Origin of the sequence: Variovorax sp. GrIS 2.14, from assembly GCF_046115955.1 — a bacterium.
GTDB lineage: Bacteria > Pseudomonadota > Gammaproteobacteria > Burkholderiales > Burkholderiaceae_C > Variovorax.
On the sequence record NZ_JBJXIA010000001.1, the window covers coordinates 558,496 to 584,282 of the forward strand.

Genomic DNA, 25,787 nt, shown 5'->3' on the forward strand with positions numbered 1-25,787 from the left:
CGTTCAACGCCCCGGAAAAACCGGTGCCCGTTTCTGCAGGAACGCCGTCACGCCTTCGCTGAAGCTCGGCTTGTCGATCAGTTCGCGTTGCCGCTCGCTCTCGAAATGCAATTGCTCGCTGAGCGTGTGCTGCGCCGAGGCTTCGAACGCCTTGCGGGCTTCGAGCACCGCGTGCGCCGGCAGGCGCGCCAGGCGCTCTGCGATCTTCTGTGCTTCGAGCAACAGCAAATCGTCTTCACAGGCGGCCCAGATCAAACCCCATCGCTCCGCCTGGTCGGCGCTCACGCGCTCGTCGAGCAATGCCATGCCCATGGCACGTGCCGCCCCGATGCGGCGTGGCACGAACCAGGTGCAGCCGAGGTCCGGCACGATGCCGAGCTTGGGCAAGAACGGCAGATAGAAGTACGCGCTGCGTGCCGCGATGGTGATGTCGGCGGCAAGTGCCAGGCCCACGCCGGCGCCCGCCGCCGCACCGTTGACCGCTGCGACGATCGGCACCGGCAGCGCATGCATCGCCTCGATCAACGGATTGCTGAGCGACTGCATCCACTCGGCGGTCTGCGTGCCGAGCGAGCCTTTCGCCTTGCCATCTCCGTCGTCAGCACCGCCAAGAATCGCGCTCAGATCTGCACCCACGCAAAACGCCTTGCCGGCACCGGTGAGCACCACCGCGCGCACGCTGCGGTCGTCGGCCACGCGCGCCAGCGTGTCGCGCAGTTCGACCTGCAGGTCCATCGCGATCGGGTTCAACCTGGTCGGGATGTTGAGCGTCAGCGTCGCGACGCCGTTTTCCAATTCATACAGGACATGCGACATCAAAGTCTTTCGATGATGGTGACGTTGGCCATGCCACCGCCTTCGCACATCGTCTGCAGGCCATAGCGCTTGCCGCGCTGAGCCAGCGCATGGATCAGCGTGGTCATCAGCTTGGTGCCCGACGCGCCGAGCGGATGACCGAGCGCGATGGCGCCGCCGTTGACGTTGAGCCGCGCCGGGTCGGCGCTGAGCGTTTGCAGCCAGGCCAGCGGCACCGGTGCGAAGGCCTCGTTCACTTCGTACAGGTCGATGTCGTCGATCGACATGCCGGCCTTGGCCAGTGCGCGCTGCGTCGCCGGCAACGGTGCTTCCAACATGATCACCGGGTCGTGCCCCATCACGCTCATGTGATGAATGCGCGCGAGCGGCTTTACGCCCAGCGCCTTCAGGCCGCGCTCGTTGACGACCAGTACGCCGCTTGCGCCATCGCAGATCTGGCTCGCGGTCGCGGCGGTGCAGCGGCCGCCTTCTGCGATCAGCTTGACGCCGGCAATGCCTTCGAGCGTCGCCTCGAAGCGGATGCCTTCGTCGACCGTGTGCATCTGCCCGCTGCCCGATCCATCTGCAAGGCGAATCTCGATAGGCACGATCTCGTCGCCGAACAGGCCTTCACGGCTGGCCGAGATGGCGCGCTTGTGGCTCTCGAATGCGTAGCGATCGAGCGCGTCTTTGTCGAGCCCGTAGTTCTTGGCGATCATCTCTGCGCCGGTGAACTGGCTGAACTCGACGCCGGGGTAGCGCCGCTGCATGCCGGGGCTCATGTAGGTACCGAGTCCGGCCTTGGCCGGCAACGCGTTGGGCGTGAACATCGGCACGCGCGTCATGCTCTCGACACCGCCAGCGATCACCGCGTCCATGCTGCCCGACATCACCGCCTGCGCCGCGAAGTGCAATGCCTGCTGCGACGAGCCGCACTGGCGGTCGACCGAGGTGCCGGGCACGGATTCAGGCAGCTTCGACGCCAGTACCGCGTTGCGCGCGATATTGCTCGCCTGTTCGCCGACCTGGCTGACACACCCGAGGATCACGTCTTCGACCGTCGCCGGATCGATGCCGCTGCGCTCGAGCAATGCATTGATCACTTCGGCCGCCAGGTCGGCCGGATGCCAGCCCGCGAGTTTGCCGCCGCGCTTGCCGCCTGCTGTGCGCACCGCAGCCACGATGTATGCCTCTGCCATCTTTGTTCCTTCAGTGAGCCTTCGATAGGGAAGGTCGATGGTTGAGCGTCATCGCCGCGAGGTCAAGCCGGGAACATCCCTTGCGCGACACCGGCCCAGTGTGACCGCGCCGCTTCAGCGCTCAAGGGCGTCCGCCCACATGAGCGCCTGGAGATGCGCCCAGTTGATCTGGTGGTTGGTCAACTGCAACTCGTTTGCGGCCTTGGAAAAGGCGACGTCGTCACCGCTCTCGCATGCCTTGGTGAGCGCAAGGAACGGTGCCAGCTGCCCTTCGTTGCGCAGCAGCGCGTCGAGCACAGGCTCCGGCAACGTGACCGAACCGAGCGCTTGCGCCATCGGCATGCCGACCAGCGTGTCGAGCAGCGAGAACACGCCGACGATGAAGGCGTTGTCGCAGTCTTCCTGCGGCATCAGTTCGGCAGCGAGCAGCTCCATCAGCCGGCCACGCACCACTGCTGTGGTGCCTGCTGCCGGCGCGGCGCCGCCGGGGCGCGACACCGTCATCAGCAACGTGGCCCAGCGGATCAGTTTGTTGAGCCCGAGGATCATCACCGCGTGGCGGAACGAGGTGATCTCCACGCTCAGCCCGAAGCCGCACGAGTTGATCATGCGCAGCAGCTTGAAAGACAGCGTCGGGTCTTTCTTGATCAGCTCTTCGATGTCGCCGAGGTCGGCTTCGCGCCGCACCAGGTTGATCAACTGGATGATCGTGGCTTGCGAGGTTTGCACCGCCTTGTCGGTGATGGCAGAAGGCTGCGCGAACCAGCGGCCCTGGAACAGCTTGACGCCAAAACGCTTCATCAGTTCGTACTGCTCGACCGTATCGACCTGCTCGGCCACCACATCGGCGCGGCTCGAAGTCTTTGCAAGCTTGATGAAGCGCTCGGCCTGGTCGTTCGGCATGCCGGCCAGGTTGAGCTTCAAGAATGCAGCCATCGGCCGCCACGATGCGTAGGCGGGTTCGAGGACCGCCGGGCCGAACGCCAAACGGAATCCGCTCTCGCGAATTTTCGTCAGCGCCAGACGACCGAACTCGATCTCTTCTTCGGTGCTGCCTTCTCGAGTCGACACCTCGAGCACGACCTTGTCGGGGTCGAGCAAGTCGAGCTGGAGGCCGCCGAGATTTTCGAAAGCGCAATGGATAAAGACGAGCTTTTCGCCCGCCACCGCGTTGGTGCCCGAGTCGGAAAGCGCATCGACCACCACGGTGGAATCGTTCGCGCGGTCGCGCGGTTGTTCGAACAGCGCGTAGCCGAACACGGCACGCCGCTCGTCGACGATGGCCTGGCGCGACAGCGCAGCGCCCACGCCGACCGGCGCAGCACTTTCGACATCAGGGGCGAGGGCATGATCAGTAGACATCGAGACTCCGGGGAAAGAAAAACAGGGAAAACACAAAGATCGGTCAGGCGGCGCGCGTCGTCAGCAGTCCAGCCGGCTGCAGGCTGCTGCCCGCGAGCATTCGCAGCAGTGCGCGGTTCACGTCGTCGGATGCCAGGCCATAGGTTTCGCGCACGGCACGCAACGGGGCAGGGTCGTCCGATTCGAGGGCGAGGGCGGCTTTCAGGCTCGGTGCATACGGGCCGTTGTGGCTCACGATGGCCGAGACGATTCGCTCCGACAACGGGATCCGACTGAGGCTGAGCTTGAGAGGCTCGTCGAGCACGAGGTCGAGCTGCGCGAACAGGCCGCACAGGTACACCTCGCGCCGCAGATCGTCCTCGATGCCGGCGTCCATCAGGTGCTCCATCAGGTGGCCGCGCAGCACCATCGTCGCGTTCACTGGCCGCAGGCCCGCATCGTCGGTCGCGTGCGGCAGTTGCTCGGCCAGCCACGCACTCAGCGAACGAAAGCCCAGCATCATGAAGCCGTGCCGCAACGACGCGATGCCGCTGCGCAAGCCCAGACCGGCGGAGTTGAGATACAGCAAGAGGCGGTAGGCCAGCGTCGGTTCTTCGCCGAGCAATTGTTCGATGCGTTCGAGCGACGGCTCGTCGTCGAGCGCGTTCATGGTCTGCACGATGGCGCGACGGCTCGGCGGCAGCGGCTGCCCTGCGTAGCGGTGCACGGCATCTTCGACCGGCCAGCCTGCGATGGCCCAGGCGCCTTGCTGATCGAGTGCGTGTTCGGCCAGCGCGCGACTCGCCACGCCTTCGACCATGGAGTTGGGGAGTACCGGGCTGCCTTCGGCGCGGGCCGCAAGACGACCGACTGCAGCCGATTCGCGCGCGCGCTTGGCGGCATGCAGCGCGGTGCCGGCATCGACCGCCGACAGCGCGGTCATGCGCCGCTCGAAGCAGCGCGCCACGTCTTCGGGCGGGTTCTGTGCCGCGTCGCCACGCGCCACCATGCGCACGCCGCGCGAGCGCGCGGAATGCACGCTGGCACGCAGCCGTGCGTCGTCGAGCCAGCGCACCGGCACTTCGATCATCGGGTCCGATGGCGTGGCGTGTTGCAGCAGGCTGGTTAGCAGTTCGCGCGACTGCAAAGACAGCAGCAGCGCCGGCGACTCGGCGGTGCGCAGCTCTGCCAGCATGCGAAGCAGGTGATGGCCGTCGACGCCTTCGCTGTCTTCGTGAACGAACAGCTGCACGCCGGACAGTGTGCGGCTCCGGCCCCACAAGGGTCGGTAGCCGAGGGTCAGGCTGCCTAGTACGGTTTGCGCCATGAGGCCTCCCGTGGCATGAGGGTGTGTTTCATCGCGCTAGCTGATGAAGTTGAAGAGCGACTGTTTCTGGATCTGCGCGTAAGAACCGAGCGCCGCGGAATACGCGGTCTGCTGCGTCTGGAAATCCGAGACCCCTTTCACCATGTCGATGTCTTCCGCACGCGATCGATCCGCCTCCAGCTGGATGCTGCGGTCGGCTTGTCGCCCCGAGATGTCGTCGACCCGGTTCAGCAGGTCGCCGGCCGTACCGCGCGACGACTGCAGGCGCGACAGGCCCGAGTCGATCTGCACCAGAGCCTGCGACACGTTCTGCGCCACTGCGCCCGTGCTGGTGGCGTCACGGATCCCGGCAATCGCCGCGTCGAGCACGCCGAACAGACTGGCGTGGGTGCTCGGCTTCACTTGCAGAGTCGCGCCGTTGGCAGGCGTGCCCGATGGCGTCAACGAAATGCCGTCGAAAGCGATCGCCTGACCTCCCAGGTAAGGCTGCGCGCTCTGTACCGTCGTTCCCGCGGTGGTGTTGAGCACGTCGTAAGTCGTCACACCGCCGCTCACGTTGAACACGATGTTGTAGTTGGCGCCGGTCACCGCGCTCGGGTCGGTTACCTTGCCTGCGTCGGTGTACACGGTGCTGGTGCCGCTCGCCTGCGTGATGGCGAACACGCCGTTCCCGGTGGGCACGTTCATCCAGGTCGCGGCGCCATCGAGCGTGGCGGGCACCGACACCGCGCCGCCTGCGGTCTGGCCTGCGATGCCGTTGAACGTCACGCCGCCGCTGGTGTCGGAGAACGGTGCGGCCGTGCTGCCGAGCCCACCGAAGAGCGGCTGCCCGTTGCTGTCCTTTTCATTGGCGTAGCCGAGGATCTGGTCGCGCAGCGTGGTCATCTGCTGCGCGATGCTGGCGCGGTCGGTGGCGGTGAGCGAGGTGTTGCCGGCCTGCACCGCGAGGGCGCGAAAGTCCTGCACCGCAGTCACCGCATCGCCCAGTGTCGACTCGGCCGTGGCGACCGCGTTGCGTTGCACTTCGAGGGCGCGCTGGTCGGTGGTGACGCGCGCCATGCGCGTGATGGCGCGCTCGGCCTGGGCTGCGCCGCTCGGGTCGTCGCTCGGGCGCAGCACCTTCTTGCCGGCCGTGAGTTGCTCTTGCAGATTCGACAGTTGCGACTGCCGCGCGGTGAGTTGGCGCACCGCGTTGTCATAGGTGTTCGCGCTGCCGAGGCGGGTGGTGTTGCCAGACATGGTTTGCTCCGGTGAATTCAGTTCATGCCTTGCAGCAGCGTGTCGAAAATGCTTTGTGCAATCTGGATCATCTTGGCCGACGCCTGGTAGGCCTGCTGGTACTTCAGCAGGTTGGCGGCCTCTTCGTCGAGGTTGACGCCCGACACGCTGGTGCGGCTGGTCTCGAGGTTCGTCGCGATCGAGTTGGAGATGCCGGCGGCGTACTGCGCGCTCTGCGAACGGACGCCGACCGTCGCCATCAGCGAGGCGTAGCCATCGGACAGCGGTGCGCCGTCGAACACTGTCGCATCGCGCAGGCCGAGCAGTGCGGTCGCGTTGCCGGCATTCAGGTTGCTGTAGCCCGGCGTCGCTGCCTGCACGGTGATGGTGTCGCCGGGTTTCGGTGTGCCTTTCAGCGTGAGGTTCCAGCCGTTGAAGCTGATCGGCTGGCCCGCTGTGTACGCCACGCCGGTCGGGTTGCCGGTGCCGGTGCCGCTCACATCGACGGTGCCGGCTGCGTTGAAAGTCAGCGTGACGGTGCCGGTCATGTTGGCATCGGCCTTGGCCGGCGCGAGTGCCGACACGGTCACGTTGCCAGTGTTGCTGGTGCCGGCGCGGGCCTCGATGGGGCTGGCTGCGGCGAGCGCGCGCGGCGAGGTGATCGCGGTCGCGACCTGGCCCGCAGCGGCGGCATACGGCTTGAGGGTGAAGCTGTCGCCGGCGTTGGCTGTGCCTGCACCGACGGCGATGGTCAGGCCATCCACTTGCACCGGCAGCGGTCCGGCGAAGTTGCTGATCTTGCCGTCCGACAGCCGCGTCACCTGCAGGCTGCCTGCCGCGCCGAAGTTGAGCTGGTAGGACGATGCGGCGAGCGCCGACGGGTCGGTCACGGTGGCGCCCACCGTCGCGTTGCCGGTGTTGGCCGTCGCCGGCACCGCGTCGGGCACCGCGATCGGCTGGAAGAAATTGCCGCCCGCATTGCCGTCCAGATCGACGCCGAGCTTGTGCTGCGCATTGACTGCGCTGGTGATGGTCGTCGCCATGCGCCCCAGCAGGTTGCGGGCCTCGGCGAGATCGGTATTTTGAAAACGCAGCAGCCCGGCCACCGCCCCACCGCCCAGCGTTTCGCCCTGGATCGTGGTGCCGGCGTTGGCGCGCGTGAGCGTCAGGGCTTGCGTGCCGTCGGCGCCGGTCGCAAGCGACAGCGTTGCGGCCGAACTGCCCAGCACCAGCGGCTGGCTGCCGATGAAGACGCTCATGGTGCCGTCGTCGGCCGCCACGGTGGTGGTCTGCACCTGCTGGTTGAGATCGCGCATCGCCTGATCGCGCTGGTCGAGCAGGTCGTTGGGCGCTTGGCCGCCGCCTTGCGAGCGTGCGATTTGCTGGTTGAGCGCGGCCACCCGCGTGGCCAGGCTGTTGATGGTCGTGACCGCATCGCCGAGTTGCGACTTCACGCCTTGCTGCAGATCGTCGAGCCGGCTTTGTGCGTCCCGGAAGCGCGCGGACATTTCGTCGGCGCGGGTCAGCACCACGTTGCGCGCGCTGATGTCGGTCGGCGTGCTCGCCACGTCCGACAGCGAGTTGAGCATGTCGGTCACCGACGCGCCGAGGCCGCTGGCGCCACCGGTGAAGATGTCTTCGAGCGACGAGAGCTGGTTGGCACGCGTGCTGTCCATTGACGACACGGAAGCGGCCTGCGTGGCCTGCGTGGTCAGAAAATCGCTGTGGGCACGCTCGATGGTCGAGACCTCGACGCCCTTGCCGATGTAGCCGCTGCCGGTGTATTGCCCCGGCACCTGCGACATCACCGCGGTCTGGCGCGAGTAGCCGACCGTGTTGGCATTGGCGATGTTGTTGCCGGTGGTCGCCAGCGCAATCTGGTTGGCGAGCAAAGCCCGCGCGCCGACGTTGAGCAGACTCATGCTTGAGACCTTTGCAGCTGCAAGCTGGTGTTGATGGCGCGGCTCAGCTTGGCCGCGTAGGCCGGATCGGTGGCGTAGCCGGCGCGCTGCAATTCTGTGGCGTAGGCGGTGGCCGAGCCGGTTTGCGCGCGGGCCTGCGCATAGCGCGGGCTCTCGCCGATGAGCTTGGCGTAGTCGCGGAAAGATTCCTCGTACGAGCCGTAGGCGCGGAACTTGGCCGTGACCTTCTTCGCTTCGCCGTCGACGTATTCGGTGGTCGTGATCTCGGCCACCTTGCCGGTCCAGCTGCCGGTGGCCTTGATGCCGAACAGGTTGAAGGCATTGCTGCCGTCGGCGTTGCGGATCTCGCTCTTGCCCCAGCCGGTTTCATGGCCGGCCTGACCGATCATGAAAGCCGATGGAATGCCGGTGGCTTGCGCCACGCGCTCGGCCGCCTCGGTGTGCTGCGACACGAAGCCGCTTTGCGTCGCGCTCGGATTCGTCGTGGTGCCGCCGAGCGACACCGTCGGCGTGGCGCTGCGCGCATTGCCGGTCATCTGCTGCGTGAGCTGGCGCGTGATGGCTTCGGTCAGGCCGCCGGGCATGCCGGAGAGCTGCACCGCGAACTGCTGGTCGAGCAAATCGGTGCCGAGCTTTTCGCCGTCGCTGTCCATCAGTCCTGATTTCATCGTGGCCTCGCGCATGCTCTTGATGAGCTCGCGCATGAAGAGCGATTCGAACTGCTTGGCGGCTTCCTTGACGGCCTTGGGATCGTTGCTGCCCGCGACCAGCTTGAGCGTGTCGAGCGAACGCGCGTCGGCCGCGAGTCCGCCACTGCTCAGGGTGGGAATGGATGACGGCGCGGCCATGTCAGTGCCGCCCGGCCGCCCGAAGGCACTGACGCTCCCCCTCGGGGGGCAGCGATACGCGAAGCGATGAGCGTGCGGGCTTCATCTTCAGATGACTTCGAGTTCCGCGTTGAGCGCGCCCGAGGCCTTGATGGCTTGCAGGATCGCCAGCAAGTCTTGCGGCGTGGCGCCGAGTGCGTTGAGTGCACGCACCACGTCCGACAACAGCGGCGAGTTCGGCAGCTGAATCAGGATGCCCGGCTCCTGTTTGATCTGGATGCTCGCTTGCTCGGCCACCACCGTTTTGCCGTTGGAGAACGGCTGCGGCTGGCTGATGATCGGTTGCGAGCTGATGGTGATCGACAGGTTGCCGTGGGCCACGGCGCAGGGGCCCAGCGTGACGGCCTGGTTCAGCACCACCGAGCCGGTGCGCGCGTTGATGACCACGCGCGCAGCGGGAATCGGAATCTCCAGCGTGAGCTCTTCGAGTTGCGCGATGAAGCTGACACGAGCGTTGGCATCGACCGGTGCCTGCACCTGCACCGTGCGGCCGTCGAGCGCGCGAGCCAGGCCGCTGCCGAGCTTCAGGTTGACGACGGCGGCCACGCGGCGCGCGGTTTCGAAGTCGGCCGAGTTCAGGTCCAGACTCACGCTGTCGCCGTCGTTCAGCGAGGTGGGTACCGAGCGCTCGACCTGCGCGCCGTTCGGCACGCGACCGGCGCTCAGGTGGTTGATCTGCACCTTGCTGCCGGCGGCCGAGGCACCTGCGCCGCCGATGATCAGGTTGCCTTGCGCCAATGCGTAGATCTGGCCGTCGGCACCGCGCAGCGGCGTGGCGATCAGCGTGCCGCCCTTCAGCGACTTGGAGTTGCCCATCGACGAGACGTTGACATCGAGCATCTGGCCCGGCTGCGCGAAGGCCGGCAGCGTCGTCGTCACGATGACGGCCGCGACGTTCTTCAGTTGCAGCTGCGATGCGGTCGCGGCCGGCAAGGTCACGCCCAGTTGCTGCAGATAGTTGGCGACGCTCTGCGTGGTGTAAGGCATCTGCGTGGTCTGGTCGCCCGTGCCGTCGAGACCGACGACCAGGCCGTAGCCAGTCAATTGATTGGAGCGCACGCCTTGCACTGCGGCCACTTCCTTGATGCGGATGGCGTGGGCGGGCGCGAGCAGCGCCATGCTCAACATGAGCAGGCCGGCGAGACGAGCGGAGGTGCGAATGGAGATGGTCTTCATCGAGTGCTTAGAAAGGCAAGACGCTCATGAAGAAGCGGTTGAGCCAGGGCATGACTTGCGCTTCCTGCTGCGCACCGCGGCCGCGCGACTCGATGCGCACGTTGGCCACTTGCGCCGAGCTCACCACGCTGCCGGCCTGGATGGAGCGTGGATCGATGGTGCCGGAAAAGCGCAGCACGTCGACGTTTTGGTTCACGCCGATCTGCTTTTCGCCGGTCACGACGAGGTGGCCGTTGGGCAACAGGTCGACCACCGTCGCGGTGATCGAGCCCTGGAAAGTGTTGGCGCTTTCGGTGCCGCCCTTGCCGGCGAAGTTGTAGGTCGAGTCGGCCGTCGCGCTGGCGCGGCTGAACGAGTTGCTCTTGAAGAAGGGCATCGCGCTGATGCTGGCGTCGACGCCGTCTTTCTTGTCGATCGACGAGGTGGACTTCTGGCTCGCGGTCACGTTCTCGACGATGGCGATGGTCACCGTGTCGCCGACCAGCCGCGCGCGACGGTCTTCGAACAGCGGACGGTAGCTGCTGGTGTGGAACAGGCTGCCCGTCGCATTGCGCGGTGCGGCAATGGGCGCCGGCACAGCTGGCGGTGCGGTGCTCGGCATGTCGACCTGCGGCGTATTGGCGAGCGTGGTGCAGCCGGTGACGAGCGCCGACGACATCGAGAGCATCGACACGATCAGGGCGAGGGAAGCGAGACGTTTCATGAACAAGCGCGAAGTGTTCAGAGCTGCGCGAGCTTCTGCAGCATCTGGTCGCTGGTCTGGATCGCCTTCGAATTCATTTCGTAGGCGCGTTGCGTCTGGATCATCGAGACCAGTTCCTGCACCACGTTCACGTTCGAGGTTTCCAGAAAGCCCTGCATCACGGTGCCCAGGCCGTTGGTGCCGGCAGTGCCGCCTTGCGGCTGGCCCGACGCAGCGGTCTCGGCATAGAGGTTCTCCCCGCGCGGTTCAAGTCCGGCCGGGTTCACGAAGTTGGCGATGGCCAGCGTGCCGATGGTCTGCGGTGCGGTCTGGCCCGTGAGCGTGGCCGACACGGCGCCGTCGGTCGCGATGCTGACGTTGGTGGCGCCCGCCGGCACCGTGATGCCGTTGGCCACCGGCAGGCCCGCCGCCGTCACGAGGCGGCCCTGCGCGTCGACCTGAAAGGAACCGTCACGCGTGTAGCCCATGGTGCCGTCGGGCTGCGTCACCTGGAAGAAACCGTTGCCCTTGATGGCCAGGTCGAGCTGGTTGTTGGTCTGCTGCATGCTGCCCTGCGTGAACGAGCGGCTGGTGGCGACGGTGCGCACGCCCAGGCCGAGCTGCAGGCCGGTCGGCAACTGCGATTGCTCGGTGCTGTTCGCACCGACCTGCCGCAGGTTCTGGTACATCAGGTCTTCGAACACGGCGCTGGCGCGCTTGAAGCCGGTGGTCGAGACGTTGGCCAGGTTGTGCGAGATGACGTCGAGCTGCGTCTGCTGCGCTTCCATGCCGGTCTTCGAGATCCAGAGCGAGTTGATCATGGTGTTCTTTGAATGGTCTTAGCGTGTCGTGACGGTCGCGGGCATCAGCCCACGGCGAGCAACTGGGCGGCCGATTTGTCGGACGCTTCGGCGGTGGTCAGCAGGCGCATCTGGGCGTCGAACTGGCGGGCGGCGGCGATCATGCCGACCATGGTTTCGATCGCGTTCACGTTGGAGCCTTCGAGCGCGCCGGTTTCCAGGCGCGCCGTGTTGTCGCTGGGCAGCGGCTCTTGCGATGCGGTGCGAAACAGGCCGTCTTCGCTGCGCTTCAACGGGTCTTCCTGCGTCGGCGTGGCGAGCTTCAGGCGGCCCAGTGTCGACACCGGCTGATCGCCGGTTTTCGAGGTCACGGTGCCGTCGTTGCCGATGCTGATGTCGCCACCCGGCGGCACGTCGATCGGCGAACCGCCATCCGACAAGATGACCAGCCCGGAGCTGTTGACGAGCGTGCCGGTCGGCGACACCTGCAGCGCGCCGGAGCGGCTGTACGCCTCGGTGCCGTCGAGTCCCTGCACCGCGAACCATGCATTGCCTTGCGCCTGCACGTCGAGGCTGCGACCGGTGCGCTGCACGGCGCCGGGCGTGCTGTCGTGGCCCGAGGTGGCTTCGAGTGCGAACACGCGGGTGGTCGCGCCGTCGCCGCGCACCGGCACCGCACGAAAGGTCGACAGCTCGGCACGGAAGCCTTGCGTCGATGCGTTCGCGAGGTTGTTCGCGAGCACGGCCTGGCGTTGGGCGGCCGCGTTGGCGCCGCTCATCGCGGTATAGATCAGATGGTCCATGGCGTGCCGTGCGTGTGCTGGGAGGTCTTGGCGGACGGATCGATCAGCGCAGGTTCACCAGGGTCGACATGACCTGGTCTTGCGTCTTGATGGTCTGTGCGTTGGCCTGGTAGGCGCGTTGCGTGGTCATCATGTTGACCAGCTCGGCCGTCAGGTCGACGTTCGATTCTTCGAGCGCGCCCGAGCGCAGCTGGCCGAAGGTGCCTTCGCCCGGCGCGCCGTGCACCGGCTGGCCGGATGCGGCCGTCTCGACCCAGTAGCCCGAGCCGGTCGGCGACAGGCCCTGCGCATTGCGGAAGTTGACCAGTGCGACCTGGCCGGCCGACTGCGTCTGGCCGTTCGAGTAGGTGGCGGTCAGGATGCCGCTGTCCTCGATCTTGATGCCGGTGAGGGCGCCCGAGGTGTAGCCGTCCTGCGAGAGATCGGCCACGGCAAAGGCCGAGTTCACCTGCGTCATCTTGCTCAGGTCGAGCGTGATGGGGAAGGTTTGCGCAGGGTCGTTCGGCGAGGCCAGCGTCAGGCTGGGCACCGGCGAGGTGGCGGTATTCAGGCTGCCGTCGGCGTTGAAGTTGACGGTGAAGGGCGTCGAGGTGCTCGGATCGCTTCCGTTCACGCTGGTGTGCACCTGCCAGCTGTTGTTGGCCATCTTGGTGAAGTACATGCCGACCGGCACTTCGAGACCTTGCGCGTCGAACGCGGTGAGCGAGGTGCCGTAGGTCTGGATCGGTGTCGGAGGCGTTGCGGTGGCGGCGATGGGCGCGGCCGCGTTCAACGTGATGTCGGCGGCCATCTTGGTCGTTTGCTTGGCCGGAATCGGTGCGCCGGTGGGCAGCTTGAGCGGCTGCGCGTCGAAGCTCTGGCGCACGCCGTTCGCGTCGGTGGGATAGCCCATTACCGTGGCGCCGCTGTTGGTGACGATGGCGCCGGTCTTGTCGAGCTTGAAGTTGCCGGCGCGCGTGTAGGCGGTCGATCCGTCGGTCGACTTCACCTGGAAAAACCCTTTGCCGTTGATGGCGACGTCCAGGTCGTTGCCGGTGATCGACAGCGTGCCTTGCGAGAACTGTTGCGCCACCGCGCCCACTTCGACGCCGAGCCCGAGGTTGGTACCGCCCAGTGCGCCGGCCGAGCTGGCATAGATTTCGGCGAACTCGGCGCGCGAGGACTTCATGCCGGTGGTGCCCGCGTTGGCGATGTTGTTGCCGATCACGTCGAGGCTGCGACTGGCCGCGTTGAGGCCGGAAAGTGCTTGTTCAAAACTCATGGGAGTGCTCCTGGAAGAGGGGGCTGATCAAAGAACCGTGTGGACCTTGGCGTACGGCGTGACGCCGGCCGACAGCAGCGTGAGCGTGAGACCTTTGGTGTCGCTGCCGACCGCCACCACCTTGTCGCGCATCAACGCGGTGGACTGCACCGCGTCGCTGCCGTTGGTGGCGGTGACCTTGAACTGCAGCACCGCGCCGGTCGGGTAGTTCGACGCGTCGAGGCTGAAGCCGTGCTGGCCGGCGTCGAGCTTGCCGAGCGACACGGTGTCTACGATCTGGCCGCCCGCGGTCATCACCTGCACCTTGACGTCGGTCGCACCGGTGGCGAGTTCGACTGCGCCGACGGCCGTGGTGCCGTCGATGGCGATCTGGTTGCCTTCGGTCAGCACGCTGCGCCCGACCATGTCGCCGGACTGAAGCATCTGCTGCGACGACATTTGCGCGGCCATTGCCTTCATCGTGGTGTTGAGCGACTCGATGCCGGTGACGGTGTTGATCTGCGCCATCTGCGTGGTCATCTGCGCGTTGTCCATCGGGTTCATCGGGTCCTGGTTGCTGAGCTGTGCGACCAGCAGCTTCAGGAAGCGGTCCTGGATGTCCGACGAGCTGGTGCTCGTGCTGGAGGTCGAGGCGGCGTCGGCACTCGAGCTGATGTTGTAGCTGGAGGTCGTGCCGGCGATGGAGGAGGTGGCGCTGGTGGCGGTCATTGACGGGGTCCTTGTTTACTGGCCGAGCTGAAGCGTCTTCAGCATCAGGCTCTTGGCGGTGTTCATGATTTCGATGTTGTTCTGGTAGGAGCGCGAGGCTGAAATCATGTTGACCATCTCTTCCACCGGGTTCACGTTGGAGTGCGTCACATAGCCTTCGGCATCGGCAGCCGGGCTGGCGGGTTCATGCACCTTGCGGCCGGGCGTCTGGTTTTCTGAAATCGAGTCGACGCGCACGCCGGCATCGGCGGCGCTGCCGTACGGCACGGTCTGGAACACGACCTGGCGCGCCTTGTAGGCCTGGCCATCGGGGCCGGCCACGGCGTCGACGTTGGCCAGGTTGCTGGCCACCACGTTGAGGCGCTGCGACTGCGCGCTGACCGCGCTGCCGGCAATGCCGAGGATCGAGAACATCGACATGGTTTATTGCCCCTGGATGGCAGACATCAAAGTCTTGCTCTGGCCGTTGATGAAGCGCAGCGTGGCTTCGTAGCGCACTGCGTTGTCGGCAAAGGCGGCGCGCTCGCGGTCGAGGTCGACGCTGTTGCCGTCGGCGGTCGGCTGGGTCTGCACCACGTAGCCCGCCGCGTTGTCGCTGTCACCGATGCCGGCGCCGCTGCCGCCGGTGAGCGGGATGTGGCGTGCGTTGCTGCGGCCACTGTCGATCGTGTCGGCGCTGGTCGTCATGCGCAGGGGCGAACCGCTGCTTGCACCACCCGTCGCACTCTTTAGTGCATCGGCAAAATCGAAGTCACGTGCCGCATAGCCGGGCGTGTCGGCATTGGCAATGTTGCTGGCGATCACGCGCTGGCGATCGGCGCGCAGCACCAGGACCTTCGCATGGAAGTCCAGTGAGTTCGTCAAGTTGTCCAGCATCGGGAAAGCCTCGGATAGGAGTGGGTGGCCATTTCGGGCCGTGTGGAAATTATGAAAACGCGGCCACTCCGGGAAGCACGGAGTAAAGGGGGGATTCGCGGCCTGTTCGGTGCTTTGTGTGGTGCGGGTCTGCCTATATTTCAGTCGCGGCACTGTTGCTGCAGCTTCTCTTCTGGACTTTTGGAAAGGCACCTCATGCCGTCCCTTCGAATTCGCAGCCGACGTCCGAGCCAGGGCCGCATCGCCGGCCCCATCACCAGCGTTATGGCTGTGTGCATCTCTCTGTATGCGGCCGTCCTGTGTGGCAATGCACAGGCCCAGCAGGCGCCGTCGCAAGGCGCCGAGGTCGCGCCGGAATTCGTCGCCGCCACGCAGCAGTGGCTGGACGACGCGGTAGCCAAATCGCAAGCGGCATCAGCCTCGCCGCTTCGCATGGAAGTGAGCGTGGGCACACTCGACAGCCGGCTGCGGCTGGCACCGTGCACCCACGTCGAGCCCTACATCCCGGTCGGCATGCGCCTGTGGGGCCGCACCCGGCTCGGCCTGCGTTGTACCGATGGGGGCGGTCGCTGGAACGTGTTCCTGCCCGTGACCATCAAGGCCTTCGGCCCGGCTTGGGTGTTGCGCGACAACGTGATCGCCGGTAGCTTGCTGACCGCTGCCGATGCGGTCGAGGCCGAAGCCGATTGGGCCGCCGAGACGTCGCCGGTGGTGGCCGATCCGGCTTTGTGGGTCGGGCAGACCGCAGCGCATTTGTTGGCGGCCGGGCAACCGGTGCGGCAGTCGATGGTCAAGCCGGCCCAGGTGTTCGCTGCCGGGGCGCAGGTTCGTGTCGTGGCGTCGGGGCCAGGCTTCGAGGTGACGTCCGATGCGCAGGCCATGACGCCGGGCGTTGTCGGCCAGATGGTGCGGCTGCGGATGGAAAACGGCCGCATCACCACTGGAATCGTGCAGGATTTGCGCACGGTACGGCTTTCGATGTGATCCAACTTGAAGAAAGTTCTCAAGTTCCTCCAAAGGGTGCCGAAATTACAGGAACGATGCTTCCACAAGGGGGCACTGGAGTTGAATCATGAAGATCCAAGCACTGAACGATCCCGCCCTCGCGGCCGCATCGCTCGCAGCCACCAAGGCCGAGCGCGGCGGAGCCTCGAGCGGCACCGGCGGAACCGAAGCAGCAGGCGCTGCCAGCGGTTCGGGTGCGACCGTCACCGTATCGGGCGCGGCCCGCACGCTGAACGTTGCCTCGGCCGGCACCGGTATCGATGAAGCCAAGGTGGCGTCCGTCAAAGCATCGATTGCCGACGGCACCTTCAAGGTCGATTCCGGCGCCATCGCCGACAAGATGCTTTCGAATGCCCAGGAAATGTTGAGCCGAGTGAGGAACTGACCATGCCCGATACCCGCAATTCCACCGAATCCCTCCTGGTCGAAGTCGAGCAACAGCTCGACGTGGTCGATGCCGGCCTGATGGCGGGCGAGCCCGATGCACTGCAGCGCGCATGCGCCGCGCTGCGCGAAGTCGCCCTGTCTTTTGCCCGCGTGCTCGAAGCGGCGCTGTCGGCCGAAGTGTTCGACCATGCTTTCCGTCGCCGCATCGATGCCGTCGCCCAGCGACTGGCCACGCAGCGCCAGAGCATCGCCCGCCGCACCGTGATGGTCGAGCGCGCGCTGGCTTCGATCTTCCGGCCGCAAGCCGAGGCGACCTACGCGCGACTGGGCGACCGCCCGACCTTCGCTTCGCACTGATCCTCTTGCAGGATCGAAAGGCCGTCGAAGCGACGGTTGCCCGTTGACCGGGCGCGGAGCGCTTAGACACTCTGTTTGCTCCAATTGAAAACGGCGCCGCAAGGGCGCCGAAGCACTCGGCCTCAGAGGCCGTTTCAGTGGCTGCGCATCTTCGCGCGAAGCCGTGCGATCGACTGGCTGTGCAACTGGCTCACGCGCGACTCGGTGATGCCGAGCACCGCAGCGATTTCTTTCAGGTTCATGTCCTGCTCGTAGTACATGCCCATGATGAAGCGCTCGCGTTCCGGCAGACCGTCGATCGCCACCACAAGTGCCTTCTTCAGGCGCTGGTCTTTCAAGAGGCTGAGTGGGTCGGCCTCGGTGTCGGCGGTATGCCGATCGAGAAAACCGTCGGAGTCTTCGCTGCCGGCACCGATGTCTTCGAGGTAGACCAACTGCGTGCCGCGCACGCGACCGAGCAGGGCCTGGTATTCGTCGAGCGGCATCTTGAGCTCGGCGGCAATTTCCGATTCGACCGGAGAGCGGCCAAGCCGATGCTCCAGCTTGTGCACCGCCTGCTCGATCTGCTTCTGGCTCTTGCGCGAGCCGCGCGACAGCCAGTCGCCTTCGCGCAGCTCGTCGAGCATCGCACCGCGAATGCGCTGCGTCGCAAAGGTTTCGAACTGCACGCCCTGGCTCGCTTCATAGCGCGACAAGGCGTCCGCCAGACCGATCATTCCGACCTGGATCAGGTCGTCGAGTTCGACGTTGGCCGGCAGCTTCGCGATCATGTGGTGCGCGAGACGCTGCACCAACGGCACGTACTGGCGAATCAAGCCGTCGCGGTCGAGTCGGCCTTGGGGGTTGTACATCTGGGAAGCGGTAGCGGCGAGCATTGCGTCGAAGTTCAGGCGCCGCAGTCGGCCGGTGAGAAGTAGCAGGGCATGTCGACCGGCTTCGGGTCGAAGGCCGAGCGTTGGGCTGCCTGCATCGAGGCGCGGATAAGGCCGCGTGCATCGCCGACCTTCCAGTCCTCGGGCACGCGCTGGCCATTGCCGATGCCGCGCACGGTGAACTCGTGGCGCATCAGCACATCGAGCACCGGGCCGAGCTTGGCGGCTTCGTCGATTTTCGAGACGATGGCCTGGCGCGTGCCGCCGAGCTTGAATGCGATGGCCATGTCTTCCAGCGTGTCGCCATGCGCACCGGCATTGAGCACCAGCACGCGCTTGACATTCGGCACGTCGAGCATGTCGAGCAGATCGCGGCGACGCGGATCGTGCGGCGCCACGCCGGCGGTGTCGATGATCACGACCTTCTTGCCTATCAACAGATGCAGTAACTCCTGCAGCGCGGCGCGGTCGTGCGCCAGATGCGCCACGACGCCGAGGCTGCGCCCATGGGCGCGCAGTTGTTCGTGCGCCCCGGCGCGTTGCGTGTCGAGCGTGATAAGGCCGACGCCGGAGGGTCCGTGCAGTTGCGCGCCGAGCGCGGCCAGCTTGGCGGCGCTGGTCGTCTTGCCGACGCCGGTGGCGCCGATCAACGCGAACACGCCGCCTTCTTCGGGGATCGACGGCTGCACGGTCTTGGAGCTGAGCCGGTTCTCCAGCGAGCCGAGCAGCCAGCGCACTGCGTCGCTGGCTTCGAGTGAAGCGGGCATGGCTTCGAGCACCGAGCGCGCGAGGCCGGGCGAGTAGCCGGCACGCACCAGCTTCAGCATCAGGTTCGACTGGATCGGGTCTTGTCGCGCCTGGCCGAGCCACGCGAGCGCGTTGAAGCGCTCGTCCATCATGGTCTGCATCGACTGCAGTTGCGCCATCAGGTCGGGGGATGTGGCGGCGGTGGCGGGGGCGGTGGCGGGTTCGGTCACGACCGAAGCGGTCGGCGCGCCAGGCGTCGCAGTGGAAGCGATGAAGTCGTTCACTACGACGGTGACCGGGGGCGATGAAAGGATCTGAAAATCGGGCTTGGCCGCGGCTTTGGCGGGTGCTGGTGCGGCTGCGGGTGCGGCTTGCAGCGATGCAGCTGCGGTGACAGCCACAACGACCGGCACGCTCGCTTCATGTTGACGGCGCAGCATCCGCTCGCGCACATAGTCCTGGAACGACAGCGTGCTCATCGCGAGCTGCTCGGTGTCGGCTTGCACGCCGATGTCTAGCGCGGGTGCGGCGACCGCTTCGACGATGGCCCTGGGTGCTGCGACCGGCGCTGGGCGTGCAACTTCGACCGATCCATGCTCTGGCGTCTTGCTGTCGATCAGCGCCAGCGCGGCTTCGGTCGCGGCCATCACTTCGACGCCGTCGGGCAGCTGGCGGTTCGACAGGATCAGCGTGTCGTCACCGAAGGCGGCACGCGCCTTGGCCAATGCCTCGCGGGCGGTCGGTGCGAGAAAGCGTTGAATATTCATGCGGAAGCACCTCGAAGGATCGGGCCGATACGGATCGTGTGGGTTTCAGGAATTTCGCTGTGCGCCAGCACTTGCAAACGGGGCGCAACGCGGCGCACCAGGCGCGAGATCGAACTGCGGATGGCGTCGGGTACCAGCAAGCAGGCCGGTACGCCCAGCTCCTCCTGCTTTTGTGCGACTTCGGCCGCGGTGCGGGTAAAGAGTTCGGCCACGCCGGGATCTAGCGCCGGGGCCTGCGCATTGGCCAGCGCCTGCACCAGCAGGCGCTCGAAGCCGGGCTCGATGGCGATGACGTCGAGCTCGCGCGTCGGGCCGTAGATCTGCTGCACGATGGCCGGCGACAGCGCCACGCGCACACGGCGCGCCAGCTCGGCCGGGTCGGTGGTTTGTCCGGCCTGTTCGGCCAGCGTTTCGACGATGGTGCGGATATCGCGAATATGAACAGACTCTTCGAGCAGCAGCTGCAAAACTTTCTGGAACGTCGAGATCGGTACCAGTTTGGGTACGACTTCTTCGATCAGCTTGGGGGCCAGCTTGCTCACGTGTTCGACCAGTTGTTGGGTTTCGGTGCGGCTCAGCAAGCGCGCTGCCTGAACATGCATCAAGTGTGAGAGATGGGTCGCCATCACGGTGGGTGAATCAACGACGGTAAAACCGGCCATTTGCGCGGCTTCCTTCTGGCGTTCCTCGATCCAGTGCGCCGGGAGGCCAAAGGCCGGGTCGGTCGTCGCAGTGCCGATCAGCGGCGTGTTGATGCCGCCCGGATTGATCGCCAGGTACATGCCGGGGAACGCTTCGCCCTCGGCCACCATCACGCCGCGCAAGGTCACGCGGTAGCCGCTCGGCTTGAGTTCGAGGTTGTCCCGCACGTGCACCGCGGGCGGCAGGAAGCCGACCTCCTGTGCGAACTTTCGGCGCACGCCCTTGATGCGCATGAGCAGGTCGCCTTGCCGGTTCTTGTCGACCAGCGCGATGAGGCGGTAGCCGAGTTCGAGGCCGAGCAGGTCGACCGGTTGCAGGTCGTCCCAGGTGGCTTCTGCATCGGCCGCGGGTGGTGGCGCAGGCGCATCGACGGCCGGTGGCGGACGCCGCGAGATCATCCATGCGCCGTAGCCGAGCAGCCCGCCCATCACCAGGAACACGACGTGCGGCATGCCGGGGATGATGCCGAGCAAGATGAGGATGCCGGCGGTCAGGCCGAGCACGCGTGGCGAGGTGAAGAGCTGCTGCACGATCTGCCGGCCGACGTCTTCTTCCTTGCCGACGCGCGAGATCACCATGGCGGCGGCGACGGAGATCAGCAGGCCCGGAATCTGCGCGACCAGCGCGTCGCCCACCGCCAGCAGTACGTAGGTGTCGGCGGCCTTGCCCACCGGCAGGCCATGCTGCAGCACGCCGATGGTGAAGCCGCCGATCACGCTGATGATCAGGATCAAAATGCCGGCCATCGCGTCGCCGCGCACGAACTTGGAGGCACCGTCCATCGCGCCGAAGAAGTTGGCTTCTTCGGCCACTTCGAGGCGACGGCGCCGCGCTTCTTTCTCGTCGATGTTGCCGGAGTTGAGGTCGGCATCGACCGCCATCTGCTTGCCTGGCATCGCGTCCAGGGTGAAGCGCGCCGACACTTCGGCGATGCGCTCCGCACCCTTGGTCACCACCACGAAGTTGATGACCACCAGGATCGCGAACACGATCAAACCGACCGCGAAGTTGCCGCCGATCAGGAAGTGGCCGAAGGCTTCGATCACCGCGCCGGCAGCGCCGGGACCGGTGTGGCCTTCGAGCAGCACGACCCGTGTCGAGGCCACGTTGAGCGACAGCCGCATCAGCGTGGTGAGCAGCAGCACCGAAGGGAATGCCGCGAAGTCCAGCGGCCGCACCATGTACGCGGCGACCATCATCACCATCAGCGCGACGGCGATATTGATGGTGAAGAAAGTGTCGAGCAGCCAGGGCGGAATCGGCAGCACCATCAGGCCGAGGATGGCGACGACGAGCAATGGCGCCGCAGCGCGCTGGAACATCGCGCCCTGCGCACCGAACCATTGGCGGATCATGTCCGGATTCATTCAGTGCCTTCGACGGGTTGCTTCGGGTTCTTCGGTTGCTTGGGCGTTTTGTTCAGCGGATCGAGCTCCGGCGGCACGAAAGGCTCCGGCACGACCAGCGGCATCGGCGCTTCACCGCGCAGTGCGGCTTTCAGGCGATACACATAGGCCAGCACCTGCGCGACGGCGGTGAAAAGACTGGCCGGAATGGGCTGGTCGAGCTCGGCGTGCGCGTACAGGGCGCGCGCCAGCATCGGCGACTGCACGACCGGAATCGAATGCTCCTTGGCGATGTCGCGGATCTTCATGGCGAGCAGATCGGCGCCCTTGGAGATCACTTGCGGCGCGCTCATGGTCTGCTCGTCGTAGCGCATCGCCACGGCAAAGTGCGTCGGGTTCATCAGGATGAAGTCGGCGCGCGGCACGGCGGTGATGCTGCTGCGCTGCGCCCGCTCGCGCGCGTTGCGGCGCATCTGGCCTTTCATGTGCGGGTTGCCGTCGGCTTCCTTGTGCTCCTGCTGCACTTCCTGGTGCGACATCTTCAGCTTGGCGCGATGAAAGTGGTTTTGCAGCGGCACGTCGATCACCGCTGCGGCCAGCACCACCAGCATTACCAGGCTCATGCCCGACACCAGCCAGTCGCCGAGCGCAGCCAGCCCGGCGGGCGACTGCTGCATCGCGAGCTGCGCGATGGTGTGCAGCGAGCCCGCCGCGAACATGTAGCCGACGGTGCCTAGCAGCGCCGACATGAAGACCAGCTTGGCGACGTTGACCAGCTGCTGCTTGGACACCAGATTGCCGATGCCCGACAGTGGATTGAGCCGGCTCAGGTCGGGCGTGATCGACTTCATGCTGGCGACCCAGCCGCCCGTCGCAACGGTGCCGGCGATGGCCGCGAAGAGCACGATGGCCGCGAAGATCGCGCAGGCCGCGAGCCCGAGGTTGGTGTACGCGGTGAGCCGGGCCAGCATGTCGCCGGGCTGGGCGATGCTGTGCGCGTCGAAGTGGAAGGCGTGCGCCAGCGTGCTGCGCATGCGCTCGAAGGCGGTCGGTGCCAACAGCAGCAGGGCGACAGCGCCGGTGCCGAGAACGATCAGGTGCGGCAGGTCTTTCGAGCGCGCAGCCTGGCCGTCACGGCGAGCCTGATCGAGCTTGCGTTGCGTGGCGGGGAGGCGACGGTCCTGACTGCTGGATTCCATGGCGGGCTTTTGGGTGTGCCAGCCATTGTCCGAAGCGGGGGCGAAAACGAAGCGACGATAAGCGGCGCGAGTGCCTGTCTATTCGTCGATCAGTTCGTTGGTGACGAAGAAGATGCAGCCTTGTCGTGGTCGCGGATCAACTGTTCGTTGATGGCCTTCACCGCATCCGGCGCGTCCAGGCGCGGCGTGCCAAGCAGTCGCGACTCAGCCTCGTGCGTCAGCACTGTGATGCTGATGCGCCGATTCACCGGCGCCATCGCGTTGCCCTTGTCGAGCAGGTCGCTGGCGGCCAGGCCGACCACGCGCACCAGCTTGTCATCGGGCATGCCCGAGGCGACGAGCTCGCGGCGCGACGCGTTGGCGCGATCGGCCGAAAGCTCCCAGTTGCCGTAGCCGCGATCACCGTTGCCGTACGGCGTGGCGTCCGTGTGGCCGGCCAGGCTGACCTTGTTCTCGATGCCGTTGAGCGCGCTGCCGATCTCATGCAGGATGTCGCGCATCTGCGGCTTCACCAGCGAACTGCCGGTGTCGAACATCGGACGGTTCTGGTCATCGACGATCTGGATCTCGAGGCCATCGATGGTGACCTGCATCTTGATCTGCGAGCGGTACTCGCGCAGCTTTGGGTTGGCCGCGATCAATGCATCCATCTTGGCTAGCAACTCGTTCATGCGACGCGCGTCCTGCTTGGCCTGTTCTCGCTTCGGGTCTTCGATGTTGAGCGGCGCACTCTCTTTGCCCTTGCTGCCGTCGTTGCGCTTGACCGCACCCACGGTGCGCGTTAAGTCTTTGCCGCCGCCCGTGACGATGCTCGAACTGGCGCCGGCGCCCGAGCCGCCCGCCATCTCGACCTTGAGCGGCGATTGAAAGTAAGAGGCGATGCCCTGCAAGTCGCCCTTGGCCGTGGAGCCCAGCAGCCACATCAAAAGAAAGAACGCCATCATCGCGGTGACGAAGTCGGCATAGGCGATTTTCCAGGCGCCGCCGTGGTGGGCATGCGCCGTCTTCTTCACCCGCTTGATGATGATCGGCTGGAGCTTCTTGGTACCGGGGCTGGTGGCCATGTCGTCACTTCTTCTTCACGTGGGCTTCGAGCTCGCTGAAGCTCGGGCGGTCGGTCGAGAACAGCACCTTGCGGCCGAACTCGATCGCGGTCGTCGGGTTGTAGCCCTGCATGCTGGCCAGCAAGGTGGTCTTGATGCACTGCAGTTCCTTGGAGGCGTCTTCGGCCTTCTGCTCGAGCAGGCCGCCGAACGGCTCGACGATGCAGTACGCCATCAGGATGCCGAGGAAGGTGCCGACCAGCGCCGAGCCGATCATCGCGCCGAGCACCGCCGGTGGCTGGCCGACCGAGCCCATGGTGTTGACCACGCCCAGCACGGCAGCCACGATGCCGAAAGCCGGCAGTCCGCCAGCCAGCCGCGCGATGGCCGCGACCGGTGCGTGCTCTTCCTGGTGGTGCGTTTCGATCTCGCTGTCCATCAGCGCTTCGATCTCGTGGGCGTTCAGGTTGCCCGAGACCATCATGCGCAGGTAGTCGGTGGTGAACTCGACGACGTGGTGGTCTTTGCCCACGGTCGCGTACTTCTGGAAGATGGCCGAGTCCTGCGGTGCTTCGACATCTTTTTCGATCGACATCAGGCCGTCCTTGCGCGCCTTCTGAAGAATGTCGTAGAGCAGCGCCATCAGCTCCATGTAGCGCGCCTTGGTGTACTTGCTGCCCTTGAAGGCCTTGGGTACCGCCTGCAGCGTGGCCTTCAGTACCTTCGGCTGGTTGTTCACGATGAAGGCGCCGATGGCACCACCGCCAATCACCATCATCTCGATCGGCAACGCATGCAGCACCACGCCGATGTTTCCGCCGTGGATGATGTAGCCGCCAAAAATGCAGCCCAGCGCGACGACGTAACCGATGATGACGAACATGGGGGAGTGATCAGTTCAAGGCACGAGTGACATGTAAAAAGCGGCAGCAGACATTGCTCCGCGCATGCAGCGATTTGGCACGCATCGATCTCGCCGCACTCCATTGAAAAGGGCCCGTTCAGGGGCCCTTATCGAATCTTTGTGGCCGGTGCGGCCTCGCAGAATTACTGCAAATGAATGCCGCCCGCCGCCGACCCTTTGCCTGCTCGCGCCGGCGGCACGCACATGCCGCAGACGTAGTGCCTGGCGTTTTCGTAGGGTTCGGTCACGAAGTGGCCGCCGCACTTGGAGCACTGGGTCATGGCGAGCATGTTGTTCTCCATGAAGCGCACCAGGCGCCAGGCCCGCGTGATCGACAGTTGCGGCTCGATGTCGCACGAGGAGATCTGCTCGGTGTAGAGCTGGTAGGCCTTGATCAGCACGTCGACCGGTTCGAGGTCGCTCGTCTTGGCCAGGTAGGTATGGATGTTCTGGAACAGCGACGCATGGATGTTCGGCTGCCAGGTCAGGAACCAGTCGGTCGAAAAAGGCAGTTGGCCCTTGGAGGGCGACTTGCCCGCCACTTCCTTGTAGAGACGCAGCAGCCGCTCGTAGGAGAGCTCGGTTTCGCTTTCGAGCACCTGCAAGCGGGCGCCAAGGTTGATCAGGCTGACGGCGCGCCCAATCTGCCGGGAATCTCCGAGAACGCTTTTGGAAGTGGCCATGTCGGTGTCTCTCGCTCTGTTTCAGGGAGCGATGGTTTCGGCAGCGTAGCGGCCGGCCATCACGATGCCTGCATGCAAACGCGTCGTCGCGTCGTTGGCAGTGCGGGCGTTGACGTTGTGATTGGTCAACAGGCTCCAGACCATGTCGTCGTCGGCGCGGAAGCGGCACAGCAACATGCTGCCCGATGCGATCTTCATGATCTGCGCAGGGGAGAGTGCTTCGATCAGGTCGGCCGATTCTTCCGGCAGGCCGAGGCGGAACAGGGCTTGCGCCTTGTCAGCGCGGATCAGGCTCTGCGCCAGCATCAGGTAAGTGAGGTTGGCTTCACGAATCTCGGCAAGGATTTGCTCGCTGGTCATATCGGTGCTTTCGTAGGACGACGTCCGGGTTGCGTTAAAGCCGATTCTGACCAGCGTTACAAAAACTTTAATAGGTTAACAACTGTTAACGACGTCTCCGAAATGTGTCGATGTGTCATTCAATTGCCTACACCCAAAGTATTCATGTGAACTTTATGAATACACATTTGCGTAAGACTTTGGTCGATTTGAATCACAAGGTATTCATTTCCACTCACCCCGTAAATGTGACGGCCGGAAAAGCACTGACAACACGCCGTTGTTCAAACCGTGACTTAGTTGGCTTGCCTCTAAGGTCTGTGGCGGCACAGACACGTTTTCTCCTTGATTCGCGGGCGGTGTGTAACTGCATCGGTCGCCCTCACATCTGCCGTTGCGGCGATTTCTAAAGGGTCAGTTACGAAAAATATACCTCTCAAG

The 25,787-nt window shown here is 65.3% G+C and carries 26 protein-coding genes; 3 read left to right on the forward strand and 23 right to left on the reverse strand.

The annotated features are described in order from the left end of the window. Nucleotides 1-3: 3 nt before the first annotated feature. From RCH10_RS02600 to flgB, 15 genes are all read right to left on the reverse strand, one after another. Nucleotides 4-816 (reverse strand): enoyl-CoA hydratase-related protein, encoded by an 813-nt coding sequence (locus RCH10_RS02600; protein WP_409051150.1) that lies wholly within the window; start codon nucleotides 814-816, stop codon nucleotides 4-6. Then, nucleotides 816-1,994, reverse strand: a complete 1,179-nt coding sequence (locus tag RCH10_RS02605) for an acetyl-CoA C-acetyltransferase (protein WP_409051151.1) — start codon at nucleotides 1,992-1,994, stop codon at nucleotides 816-818. Before RCH10_RS02605 ends, RCH10_RS02600 begins: the two co-directional genes overlap by 1 nt. A 114-nt stretch (nucleotides 1,995-2,108) precedes the next feature. Next, nucleotides 2,109-3,356: an HDOD domain-containing protein gene (locus RCH10_RS02610; RefSeq protein WP_323497808.1), complete on the reverse strand. Its 1,248-nt coding sequence runs from the start codon at nucleotides 3,354-3,356 to the stop codon at nucleotides 2,109-2,111. 43 nt (nucleotides 3,357-3,399) lie between these two features. After that, nucleotides 3,400-4,662, reverse strand: coding sequence for an HDOD domain-containing protein (locus tag RCH10_RS02615; RefSeq protein ID WP_323497807.1), 1,263 nt, complete (start codon nucleotides 4,660-4,662; stop codon nucleotides 3,400-3,402). A 36-nt stretch (nucleotides 4,663-4,698) separates the two neighbouring features. Continuing rightward, nucleotides 4,699-5,901: a flagellar hook-associated protein FlgL gene (flgL, locus tag RCH10_RS02620; RefSeq protein ID WP_409051152.1), complete on the reverse strand. Its 1,203-nt coding sequence runs from the start codon at nucleotides 5,899-5,901 to the stop codon at nucleotides 4,699-4,701. Between the two features lie 17 nt (nucleotides 5,902-5,918). Beyond that, nucleotides 5,919-7,802: a flagellar hook-associated protein FlgK gene (gene flgK / locus RCH10_RS02625; protein ID WP_409051153.1), complete on the reverse strand. Its 1,884-nt coding sequence runs from the start codon at nucleotides 7,800-7,802 to the stop codon at nucleotides 5,919-5,921. Then, nucleotides 7,799-8,650 (reverse strand): flagellar assembly peptidoglycan hydrolase FlgJ, encoded by an 852-nt coding sequence (gene flgJ, locus RCH10_RS02630; protein WP_323497804.1) that lies wholly within the window; start codon nucleotides 8,648-8,650, stop codon nucleotides 7,799-7,801. The genes flgK and flgJ overlap by 4 nt, the downstream gene beginning before the upstream one ends. 87 nt (nucleotides 8,651-8,737) lie before the next feature. Continuing rightward, nucleotides 8,738-9,817 carry a flagellar basal body P-ring protein FlgI gene (locus RCH10_RS02635; protein ID WP_261802601.1) on the reverse strand — a complete coding sequence of 360 codons (1,080 nt, stop codon included), beginning with the start codon at nucleotides 9,815-9,817 and terminating at the stop codon, nucleotides 8,738-8,740. Nucleotides 9,818-9,872: 55 nt separating this feature from the next. Then, the gene (locus RCH10_RS02640) at nucleotides 9,873-10,568 is read right to left on the reverse strand and encodes a flagellar basal body L-ring protein FlgH (RefSeq protein WP_409051154.1); all 696 of its coding nucleotides are present in this window, start codon (nucleotides 10,566-10,568) and stop codon (nucleotides 9,873-9,875) included. A 17-nt stretch (nucleotides 10,569-10,585) separates the two neighbouring features. Further along, nucleotides 10,586-11,368, reverse strand: a complete 783-nt coding sequence (flgG, locus tag RCH10_RS02645) for a flagellar basal-body rod protein FlgG (RefSeq protein ID WP_409051155.1) — start codon at nucleotides 11,366-11,368, stop codon at nucleotides 10,586-10,588. A gap of 44 nt (nucleotides 11,369-11,412) precedes the next feature. Next, complete coding sequence (gene flgF, locus RCH10_RS02650; RefSeq protein ID WP_409051156.1) at nucleotides 11,413-12,150, reverse strand: flagellar basal-body rod protein FlgF; 738 nt, start codon at nucleotides 12,148-12,150, stop codon at nucleotides 11,413-11,415. A gap of 43 nt (nucleotides 12,151-12,193) precedes the next feature. Continuing rightward, nucleotides 12,194-13,411 carry a flagellar hook protein FlgE gene (flgE, locus tag RCH10_RS02655; protein WP_409051157.1) on the reverse strand — a complete coding sequence of 406 codons (1,218 nt, stop codon included), beginning with the start codon at nucleotides 13,409-13,411 and terminating at the stop codon, nucleotides 12,194-12,196. Nucleotides 13,412-13,438: 27 nt separating this feature from the next. Then, nucleotides 13,439-14,119, reverse strand: a complete 681-nt coding sequence (locus tag RCH10_RS02660; RefSeq protein WP_409051158.1) for a flagellar hook assembly protein FlgD — start codon at nucleotides 14,117-14,119, stop codon at nucleotides 13,439-13,441. 15 nt (nucleotides 14,120-14,134) lie between these two features. Then, nucleotides 14,135-14,539: a flagellar basal body rod protein FlgC gene (gene flgC, locus RCH10_RS02665; RefSeq protein ID WP_323497797.1), complete on the reverse strand. Its 405-nt coding sequence runs from the start codon at nucleotides 14,537-14,539 to the stop codon at nucleotides 14,135-14,137. A 3-nt stretch (nucleotides 14,540-14,542) separates the two neighbouring features. Beyond that, complete coding sequence (flgB, locus tag RCH10_RS02670; protein ID WP_409051159.1) at nucleotides 14,543-14,995, reverse strand: flagellar basal body rod protein FlgB; 453 nt, start codon at nucleotides 14,993-14,995, stop codon at nucleotides 14,543-14,545. Between the two features lie 195 nt (nucleotides 14,996-15,190). Between flgB and flgA the strand changes: the two genes are divergently transcribed. The 3 genes from flgA (at nucleotide 15,191) to RCH10_RS02685 (ending at nucleotide 16,744) form a co-directional block, all read left to right on the forward strand. Continuing rightward, nucleotides 15,191-15,979 (forward strand): flagellar basal body P-ring formation chaperone FlgA, encoded by a 789-nt coding sequence (gene flgA, locus RCH10_RS02675; protein WP_409051160.1) that lies wholly within the window; start codon nucleotides 15,191-15,193, stop codon nucleotides 15,977-15,979. 88 nt (nucleotides 15,980-16,067) lie between these two features. Next, on the forward strand, nucleotides 16,068-16,385 hold the full coding sequence (flgM, locus tag RCH10_RS02680) for a flagellar biosynthesis anti-sigma factor FlgM (protein WP_323497794.1): 318 nt from the start codon (nucleotides 16,068-16,070) through the stop codon (nucleotides 16,383-16,385). A gap of 2 nt (nucleotides 16,386-16,387) precedes the next feature. Further along, nucleotides 16,388-16,744, forward strand: a complete 357-nt coding sequence (locus RCH10_RS02685) for a hypothetical protein (RefSeq protein ID WP_409051161.1) — start codon at nucleotides 16,388-16,390, stop codon at nucleotides 16,742-16,744. A gap of 134 nt (nucleotides 16,745-16,878) precedes the next feature. Here RCH10_RS02685 and RCH10_RS02690 read toward each other — a convergent pair whose 3' ends face one another. From RCH10_RS02690 to flhD, 8 genes are all read right to left on the reverse strand, one after another. Continuing rightward, the gene (locus RCH10_RS02690) at nucleotides 16,879-17,595 is read right to left on the reverse strand and encodes an RNA polymerase sigma factor FliA (protein WP_187053405.1); all 717 of its coding nucleotides are present in this window, start codon (nucleotides 17,593-17,595) and stop codon (nucleotides 16,879-16,881) included. Nucleotides 17,596-17,630: 35 nt separating this feature from the next. Further along, nucleotides 17,631-19,130, reverse strand: coding sequence for a flagellar biosynthesis protein FlhF (flhF, locus tag RCH10_RS02695; protein WP_409051162.1), 1,500 nt, complete (start codon nucleotides 19,128-19,130; stop codon nucleotides 17,631-17,633). Beyond that, a complete protein-coding gene (gene flhA, locus RCH10_RS02700) occupies nucleotides 19,127-21,187 on the reverse strand; it encodes a flagellar biosynthesis protein FlhA (RefSeq protein WP_409051163.1) in 2,061 nt (686 codons plus the stop codon). The genes flhF and flhA overlap by 4 nt, the downstream gene beginning before the upstream one ends. 8 nt (nucleotides 21,188-21,195) lie before the next feature. Then, nucleotides 21,196-22,377 carry a flagellar biosynthesis protein FlhB gene (locus RCH10_RS02705; RefSeq protein WP_409051164.1) on the reverse strand — a complete coding sequence of 394 codons (1,182 nt, stop codon included), beginning with the start codon at nucleotides 22,375-22,377 and terminating at the stop codon, nucleotides 21,196-21,198. Nucleotides 22,378-22,466: 89 nt separating this feature from the next. Next, entirely contained in the window at nucleotides 22,467-23,441 is a 975-nt protein-coding gene (gene motB, locus RCH10_RS02710; protein ID WP_409051165.1) for a flagellar motor protein MotB, read from the reverse strand. 4 nt (nucleotides 23,442-23,445) lie between these two features. After that, entirely contained in the window at nucleotides 23,446-24,303 is an 858-nt protein-coding gene (motA, locus tag RCH10_RS02715; protein ID WP_187053400.1) for a flagellar motor stator protein MotA, read from the reverse strand. 164 nt (nucleotides 24,304-24,467) lie between these two features. Further along, nucleotides 24,468-25,007, reverse strand: a complete 540-nt coding sequence (flhC, locus tag RCH10_RS02720) for a flagellar transcriptional regulator FlhC (RefSeq protein ID WP_323498666.1) — start codon at nucleotides 25,005-25,007, stop codon at nucleotides 24,468-24,470. Nucleotides 25,008-25,028: 21 nt separating this feature from the next. Continuing rightward, nucleotides 25,029-25,367, reverse strand: a complete 339-nt coding sequence (flhD, locus tag RCH10_RS02725) for a flagellar transcriptional regulator FlhD (RefSeq protein ID WP_323498665.1) — start codon at nucleotides 25,365-25,367, stop codon at nucleotides 25,029-25,031. Nucleotides 25,368-25,787: the final 420 nt, after the last annotated feature.